Raw genomic sequence first — 1,989 nt, 5'->3', positions numbered from 1 at the left:
CGTAGGCCTCGCGTCGCCAGCGGGCGTCGACGGTGCGGTGGGCGGCGGTGCGGTGGGCGGCGGACTCGTCGGCGTCCTCGCGGGCGAGGGCCGTGGCCGGGCGGTCGAGCGGGGCCAGGCCGGTGGCCAGCGCCACGCCCGCCGCGGCGGTGGCGCGCAGGGTTTCGTCCAGCAGGGCCAACGGCGCGCTGCTGCGGGCGATCTCCTCGGTGACCAGGTCGGGGATCGGGGGCAGCTCGGCACGTTCGGTGGAGGCCTGCAGGACGGTGAAGACGCGTTCGTGGATGGTCCGGTCGAAGGGGAGACGCAGGGTCGCGGTGGCGGCGGAGGTTCCCACCTCGGGGCGCGGCGGGAGCGGGTGGGCGGTGAGGCCGAGGCCCTTGGCCGAGATCGTGTCCGACTCCGGCGCGGTGTGGGCTGAGGCCGCAGCGCCCGTGCCGGCCGTGGCTTCCCGGACGGTGCCGAAGGCGCTGTACCACAGCGTGATCCCGGTGTGCGTGCCCACATTGGCCGATACGGCGGCGTCGAAGAGTTCGGCGGCGCTGGGCGGTCGGGTGTTCCCGGTCGCGGAAGCCTGCGTCTGGATGCCGAGGTGCTCGCATGCCGCGGCGTCGAGCAGCGCGCGCAGCAGGTCGTCGTGAGCGGGGGCGGTCACGGGGCCGGGGCGGCGCGCCCACGCGGTGTCGATCAGGGCGGCGAGCCGGGCGGCGGTCGCGGGCTCGGCGAGATGGTCCTTGAGCGCCTGGGTGGTGCGTCCACCGGACACCTCGTGGATTTCGCGCAGGGTCGCCTCGGCGCGCGGCCGGTCGCGCTCGGGATCGGGATGGCCTCGGGTGACGGCCAGTTCGAAGCAGCGCTGGAAGTACAGATCCTGGGCGTTGCCCTCGGTGATGCGCAGCGCCCTCCTGGTCTGCTTGAGCAGGCCGAACCAGGCGGCGGTGGCGCGCAGGCGATCGGCCGCGGCGTGCACGCGGGCGGCCAGCAAGGTCGCGCCGTCCTCGGTGAGGACCGGGCCCGCGCAGGCCGGATGCTGCACCGGCCGGATGACCAGCGGGTCGAGGATCAGTTTCACGGTGCGGCGCAGCGGGCCGCCGTGCGGGCCGCTCAGCGCCTCCACCCCGTCGATCCCGCGCCACACCTCGTCCAGCACGAGGGCACGGGGGCGGCGCATGCGCTCAGGCTAACCCCTCGCGCCCCCACCCCGGGAGTTCTTCCCGCCGCAAGGCTCTCACCTGCGGTGATGCCGAAAAGTTGGGATCGGTAGCGCTCGAACGCCTCCTACCTTTCTCGCAACGGCCCGAACGGACAGGCCGCCGGCCAGACCACAGAGTCCCGAGAGACAGGAACGAACACCATGCGCACCAACCCCTTCCGCACCGCCGCCGTCGCCGCCTCCGCCGCCGCCCTGATGCTGCTGGCCAGCGCGTGCGGCGACGACAGCGAGACCACCGCCGCCCCGCAGGACGGCCAGGCCGCCACCGCGGGCGCCTCCTCGGCGACCGTCGACGGCAAGGCCCTCGACGCCCAGTTCGTCACCACCTGCGCCAAGCTGGGCGACATCCTGGCCCTGGCGCTGGTGGACGACGCCAACGGCACCTACGGCCGGCTGTCGGTGAGCGCCAGCGTCACCGGTGCGGACACCGTGCAGGCCGTCGGCATCGCGGGCACCCAGGGCGGCAGCTCCGGCACCCCCTACGCCCTCGGCTACGGCAACGGCCAGCCCGGCGGCTCGGCGAAGCTGACCAAGGACGGCAACACCTTCACCATCACCGGCGAGGGCGTCGGCGCCCCCGACCTCACCGACCCGTTGGCCGGCCCGAGCACCGCGACCTTCGAGATCACCTTCGCCTGCGCGGAGATCGTCGGCGCCTGACCGGCCGACGGCCCCGCTCCGAGCGCCCGGCTCCCCCGGGGGACCCCCGGGGGGGCGGCCGGGGGGGCCGGGAACCCGGACCTACCGGGCCCCCCACACGGTAGAGGGGTGCCCCA

The 1,989-nt window shown here is 75.1% G+C and carries 2 protein-coding genes; one reads left to right on the top strand and one right to left on the bottom strand.

Features of this window, described 5'->3' with window-relative positions:
• Nucleotides 1–1,171, bottom strand: a 1,171-nt coding sequence (locus tag QH283_RS26205; protein ID WP_280505604.1) for a hypothetical protein, incomplete at its 3' end; no start/stop codon positions are given.
• Nucleotides 1,172–1,354: 183 nt separating this feature from the next.
• On the opposite strand from QH283_RS26205, the gene QH283_RS26200 reads away from it, so the two are divergent.
• Nucleotides 1,355–1,873 carry a lipoprotein LpqH gene (locus QH283_RS26200; RefSeq protein ID WP_280505603.1) on the top strand — a complete coding sequence of 173 codons (519 nt, stop codon included), beginning with the start codon at nt 1,355–1,357 and terminating at the stop codon, nt 1,871–1,873.
• Nucleotides 1,874–1,989: the final 116 nt, after the last annotated feature.

The organism is Nocardia farcinica, from assembly GCF_029867845.1.
Classification (GTDB): domain Bacteria; phylum Actinomycetota; class Actinomycetes; order Mycobacteriales; family Mycobacteriaceae; genus Nocardia; species Nocardia farcinica_A.
This window is presented reverse-complemented; position numbering and strand designations above follow the sequence as displayed.